This window comes from Longimicrobiaceae bacterium (genome assembly GCA_035696245.1).
In the GTDB taxonomy this organism is placed as follows: Bacteria; Gemmatimonadota; Gemmatimonadetes; order Longimicrobiales; family Longimicrobiaceae; genus DASRQW01.
The window spans coordinates 1-5,215 of the sequence record DASRQW010000165.1 but is presented as its reverse complement, the minus strand read 5'-3'; the positions used below and the strand labels follow the sequence as shown (position 1 = coordinate 5,215).

General features: G+C 70.8%; 9 protein-coding genes. 3 read left to right on the top strand and 6 right to left on the bottom strand.

Going from position 1 to position 5,215, the window contains the following annotated elements:
- Positions 1–69: 69 nt before the first annotated feature.
- Genes VFE05_07605 through VFE05_07595 form a run of 3 tightly spaced genes read right to left on the bottom strand, consistent with a single transcriptional unit; the run spans position 70 to position 1,607 of the window.
- Entirely contained in the window at positions 70–288 is a 219-nt protein-coding gene (locus VFE05_07605) for a hypothetical protein (protein HET6229916.1), read from the bottom strand.
- Between the two features lie 27 nt (positions 289–315).
- Complete coding sequence (locus VFE05_07600; GenBank protein HET6229915.1) at positions 316–804, bottom strand: vitamin K epoxide reductase family protein; 489 nt, start codon at positions 802–804, stop codon at positions 316–318.
- Positions 801–1,607 (bottom strand): DsbA family protein, encoded by an 807-nt coding sequence (locus VFE05_07595; protein ID HET6229914.1) that lies wholly within the window; start codon positions 1,605–1,607, stop codon positions 801–803. The genes VFE05_07600 and VFE05_07595 overlap by 4 nt, the downstream gene beginning before the upstream one ends.
- 234 nt (positions 1,608–1,841) lie before the next feature.
- Here VFE05_07595 and VFE05_07590 point away from each other — a divergent pair, with 234 nt between their 5' ends.
- Both VFE05_07590 and VFE05_07585 read left to right on the top strand, forming a co-directional pair.
- On the top strand, positions 1,842–2,483 hold the full coding sequence (locus tag VFE05_07590) for a hypothetical protein (protein HET6229913.1): 642 nt from the start codon (positions 1,842–1,844) through the stop codon (positions 2,481–2,483).
- Entirely contained in the window at positions 2,480–2,695 is a 216-nt protein-coding gene (locus VFE05_07585) for a hypothetical protein (protein ID HET6229912.1), read from the top strand. Before VFE05_07590 ends, VFE05_07585 begins: the two co-directional genes overlap by 4 nt.
- Before the next feature lie 295 nt (positions 2,696–2,990).
- Here VFE05_07585 and VFE05_07580 read toward each other — a convergent pair whose 3' ends face one another.
- Complete coding sequence (locus tag VFE05_07580; protein ID HET6229911.1) at positions 2,991–3,158, bottom strand: hypothetical protein; 168 nt, start codon at positions 3,156–3,158, stop codon at positions 2,991–2,993.
- Positions 3,159–3,282: 124 nt separating this feature from the next.
- Entirely contained in the window at positions 3,283–4,098 is an 816-nt protein-coding gene (locus VFE05_07575; GenBank protein ID HET6229910.1) for a gamma-glutamyl-gamma-aminobutyrate hydrolase family protein, read from the bottom strand.
- A 458-nt stretch (positions 4,099–4,556) separates the two neighbouring features.
- Here VFE05_07575 and VFE05_07570 point away from each other — a divergent pair, with 458 nt between their 5' ends.
- Positions 4,557–4,823, top strand: a complete 267-nt coding sequence (locus VFE05_07570; GenBank protein ID HET6229909.1) for a hypothetical protein — start codon at positions 4,557–4,559, stop codon at positions 4,821–4,823.
- Between the two features lie 107 nt (positions 4,824–4,930).
- Here the strand turns inward: VFE05_07570 and VFE05_07565 are convergent.
- Positions 4,931–5,215, bottom strand: a 285-nt coding sequence (locus VFE05_07565; GenBank protein HET6229908.1) for a GGDEF domain-containing protein, incomplete at its 5' end; no start/stop codon positions are given.

The window sequence follows — 5,215 nt, the reverse complement described above, 5'->3', positions numbered from 1 at the left end:
CCCGCGGCGAGTGATCGCCGCGGGCCTCTCTTCATCTACCGAAACCAACATCTACCGAAAGCTGTAGCGTCAGTCGCTTTCCTCGACCACGTAGGCGGAGACGAGGCGGTCCAGGTCCACGTACATGTGCCGGGTGACGCTCTCCTCCTCGCGGAGGAGGTCGATCAGGCGGTCGTACTTGCCCAGCTGGTCCACGGGAACGTGCACCGTCTCTGCGTGGAAGGTGCCCTGGTCCGCGAAGACGAGGCGCACCAGCGAGGTCTGGGCGGGGGCGGCGTTTTCTGGCATGGATGCCTCAGGATGCGATGCGCTCGCTCACCGGGAGTACCGCAGCCCCGGGAGCGAGCAAAGGAATACGAGGACGATGATGGCGGCCGACCCCAGGCACCACTGGCACCAGGCGTGGATCACCCGCGCCTCTAGGTAGGTGAGGTAGCCCGTGAACGCCACCCCCACCGCCGCGATGCCGAAGAGCGACAGCGCCACCCAGCGCGCCGCCACCCACCGCGGCTGCAGGCCCATCATGGCGACGACGAAGAGCGTCACGTACGCGCCCAGGCCCCACGCCGCCACCGGCAGCCCCAGGAAGAACGCGTAGGGCGAGTTCTGCACCTTCTCGCAGCTGCCCACGGCGCACGTGATCTCGCCGATCACGTGCAGCTTGTACAGCGTGAGGTAGGCCGAGATCAGCACGCCTACCAGCGCCAGCACCGACAGCAGCATGCGCGACAGCGGCGGCGCCGGGTACGCCCCGGCCTCATCCGCGTACGCGCCCGGAGGCGCGATGCCGGCGCGGTCGCTCACGGGTTCGCGGGCGCGGCGGGCGTGCCCGCGGTGGGCGCGGCCGGAGCACCGGCGGCCGGGCCGCCTGCGGGCGCGGCGGCGGCAGGCGCGGCAGTCGCCGGGAGGCCCAGGGACTGGCTAAGCGAGCTCTCCAGCTCCTTGTAGTCGCGCGGCGCGGGGATCTTCATGCCGTTCGCGATCAGGGTGGGCGTGGAGTTGACCTGCAGCGACTCGCCGAACGCGCGGCTCTGCGACACTTCCTTGGAGTATTTGTCGGAGCGCAGGCAGCCCTCGAACTTGTCCTTGTCCAGGCCCAGGTCGCCGGCGTACGCCACCAGCTGGTCCGCCACGGCGCCGGCGTCGGCGGCGGCGCTCCACTCGGCCTGCTTGGCGAACAGGCGGTCGTGATACTCCCAGAACTTGCCCTGCTCGTTGGCGCAACGGCCGCCGCGGTGCGCCAGCACGCTATACGGGAAGCCGCCCAGCGGGAAGTCGTAGAAGACGTAGCGGATCTTGCCCGTGTTCACCAGCTTCTCGCGCATGAGCGGCTCGATGTACGTGGCGTACTCGGCGCAGTGCGGGCACTGGAAGTCCGCGAACTCCATCACCACGGGCGCGTTGGCGTTGCCCATGCTCATGCCGGGCGTGGAGTTCAGCATGCCGGGCGGCACGTCTACCTTCACGATGGCGTTGGCGGCGGGGTCGTTCTTCTTGGCGAGCTGGCGCGCAAGGAGCCCCAGGCCGGCCAGCGCGACGACGCCCAGCACGATGTACAGCGGCAGCAGCGGCGACCGCCGCGGGTTGGACGGCGCGGGACGAGGCACGGGCAGCTTCCTCCGGAACGAGTGGGTCTGGCGGCGCGGGGGTGCGCGCGCGAGCGGGGGGCATCATCTTAACCGGCGGCGCGCGCGGCGGGCAAGGCTGCGCGCGCCTTCCGGGGCCCTGCGGGGAACGCTCCTTGCACCCCGCGGCGGGCCAGACGTTCCGCACGACATCAACCGAAAGAAGCACTTTCAGCCATGCCAGACATACGGCTCGTACGCAGGCGCGGAAACTGGGTGTGGCCCGCGGTGGGCTCGCTCAGCCTGCTCTGCCTGCTCGTTTGGGCGTCCGCCACGTTCTTCCTGGGCGACGCCACCATGGCCAACCGCAAGAAGGGCGGGGCGATGGCGGGCTTCGGGCGCGACCGCGCGCCGGTGATGCCGCTCCAGAAGGAGAGCTTCGCCGAGGTGAAGCCGCTGGAGGACCGCGAGCTGGGCCGCCTGCTCCACATCTCCGGCTACGCCGAGAGCGGCGTGGTGCACGACGCGGTCTGGGTCCACTCGCACGACGGGCGGCGCATCCTGGTGCGCTTCGAGCCGTCGCCAGGGCCGGGGGCGCTGCGCGGCGTGCACAGCGGCGCGGGCGTGAGCCTGGACGGCTACCTCCAGAAGCTGGCGCGCGCGGACTTCAACGCGTGGATGGACAGCCTGGGCATCTCCATCCCCCGCCCCGAGCCCGGCGTGAAGTTCGGCGACCTGCCGGACCCCAACTTCGCGCGCGTGGACTCGCTTTTCATCAAGACGTACTACCTCTCGGTCCGCCCGGAAGGCATCAACGCCCGTCCGCCCGCAGGTACGGCGCCGGTCCCGGCCGCGCCGGCGCCCGGGATGCCCGACTCCGCGGGGGCGGCGACGGCGGGCGCGGGAGAGGGGCCGTGAACTGGACGCCGGACCGGCTGGACCGGCTGGAGCGCGCGATCACGGAGCGGTCGCGCGTTCAGCTTTCGCGGCGGGGCACGGAGTTCGTGATCGTGCCCCTCTCGCTGCGCACGGACATCGGAAGCGAGGTGCTGACCGCCACGCACCCCAACACGGGTGACCGCATCGAGTTCCGCCTCGACGAGGTGGATTATTTCACCGTGCTGAGCTGAAGCGCATCTACCGCTGTTGAGGTTGACCGCGGTCGATCCGCGTACATCGGTGCGAACGCCTGGCGGCTAAAGCCGCGGCTACGACGGCACGAAGCCCGCCTGCGCGGGCTGCAATTCCGAACATCTCCGCGCGACCGGCCGGCCGCGCATCCGCATCTACCGGATCTGCGATGTCGTTGTGGGGGTGCGATTTTATCGCATCCGCTGTATCGGCACGCACCCATCCTTCGTCTCGCATCCCAATCCCCGCCAGACCGTCCCTGCATCGCCCCCTGCATTGCCTTCTGCGGCAGAGCTACGGGCGTTCGCGGAGGCCGAGCTCGATGGCGGCGAGGACCTGGACGATCTGGCGCTGGTGGCGCTCCATCAAGATCACGCTGCGGACGAGCCACACGACCGCCACGACGGTCCCGATCAGCAGCACGTATCCGATGATGAAGGGGATGAGCGTCATCAGCATCATGGGCGGTTCTCCTGTGTTCTGCGGGGATGATGGGAAGGCGCGAAGGAAGCTGCTGGGACGGCCGAGCAGGTGCTGCGGAAACACGGTGCCGCGATACCTCGCGTCCGTTGAGGACGCGAGGCGTCTACCGGACGGCGCGGCGGGGGGCGCTGGTGATGGGGTAGACTCCGGGCTGCGCGGCTGGGGCGAAGACGCCCTCGCCGGCCATGAACTGGCGTGCGGCGTCCACGAAGGCCCACAGCAGCCGGCGGTCCGGGTCGCGCTTGTCGCCCACGATCTCGGCCTCGCCGCGCTCGGGGTGCCACTGCACGCCGTACATCCACGGGTGGCCGCGGCCCTCCACGCCCTCCACGATGCCGTCCTCGGCCCAGGCGGTGGCCTCCAGGCCGGGCGCCACGCGGTCTATGGCCTGGTGGTGGAACGAGTTGATGAACAACTCGGTGCGCCCGAAGATGGAGTGCAGGCCGGACTCGAGGCGAACCGTGGCGGAGTGCCAGCGGTGCAGGACGGGCGCCTCCTGCTCGTGCACCAGCGGACCCGGGCGCTGCGAGCCCAGGTCCTGGATGAGCGTGCCGCCCAGCGCCACGTTCAGCAGCTGCACGCCGCGGCAGATGGCGAGCACGGGGATGCCGCGGCGAAGCGCCGCCTGGAGCGCGGCCATCTCCATGGTGTCGCGCGGGGGGTTGACCGAGCCCAGCTCCGGGTGCGGCTCCTGGCCGTACAGCGCCGGGTCCACGTCCTCGCCGCCGCTGAGCAGCAGCCCGTGCGCGGCGTCGATGACGCGCTCGATGGACTGGGGGTTGTGCGCGGGGGTCAGCGGCAGCGCGGTGCCGCCGGGCTCTTCGACGGCCGTCACGTACTGCACGTTCAGCGTCACGTGCGGAAGCTGGTGCGAGCCTCCCGGGCCCATCGAGGTGGTGACGGCGATCAGCGGACGCACTGCAACCTCCTGTAACGGAATGACCTGGACGCCCCGCGCGCCGTCGCAGGATTCGCGCCCGGTGCTTGCCATCCCCGCGCGGCTCGGGCCTGCCTGCGCGACGAATGTAACCGCCGCGGCGATCGATGCGAGTGCGGCACGTTCCGCGATGCCATCCGAAGAACGGCAGCATCCGGAACGACAGGAGCGGCCGGCCTGCTGGGCCATCTTCCGACGGACGATGGGGCTCGGCGATGGGTCGGTGCTGCTCGGCCGAGGAGCACACGCAGGTGCTCCCCTACCGGGCGGGGACGGAGATGCGGGACGTCGGGTTATACGACGACTGCGGCGTTCGCGTCCGCTCCGCAACTTCTCGGCGGCGACCGCGTAATCCGTTCACCGGTCTAGGGTCGCCTGCTCCACGTGTGCGGATCGTGGCGATCACGCGGACCGGTCACCATTCAGCGGAGGAGGTTGTCGTGGGAAGCTTCTTCAAGGCGCTCAGGGCCGGCATCCGGGCGGCGCAGGAAGGCATTGGGCCGGGGCGGTTCACGGCGGCCGGGCTGCCGGTGGCCTGCACGCACTGCAAGAACGACGTGTTCTCGGCGCGCGAAGCACAGCTGCACTCCGCCGGGGCGACGTTCCTGAACCTGGAGTGGCTGGGCCCCACGGTGAGCGTACTGATCTGCATGCGCTGCGGGCTGGCCCAGTGGTTCGCCCTGGCTCCGGAGCGGGTGCCCGACTAGCCGAGCGCCGGCGGAGCCGGGTGACGGAAGACGGGACGCCCCGGTGCCTTCCTGCGCACCGGGGCGTCTCGCTGCCCATCCTCTTCCGGCGGCCGCTGGCCGGAAGATCAGCAGCTGACCGCGCCTTCCGCCGGCGCGATGCAGGCGCGGTCGCGGCCTTCCTGCTTGGCGACGTACAGCGCGGCGTCGGCGCAGGCGATGAGCTCGGTGCCGGTGGCGGCCTGGACCTCGGGCCACGAGGCGACGCCCGCGCTTAGGCTGGCGCGCACGGCCACCGTGCCGAACACGAAGGGCACCGATGCGAAGTAGCTTCGCGCGCGCTCGGCGAAGCGCAGGGCGCCCGCGGCGTCGGTGCCGGGCAGCACCACCACGAACTCGTCGCCGCCGAAACG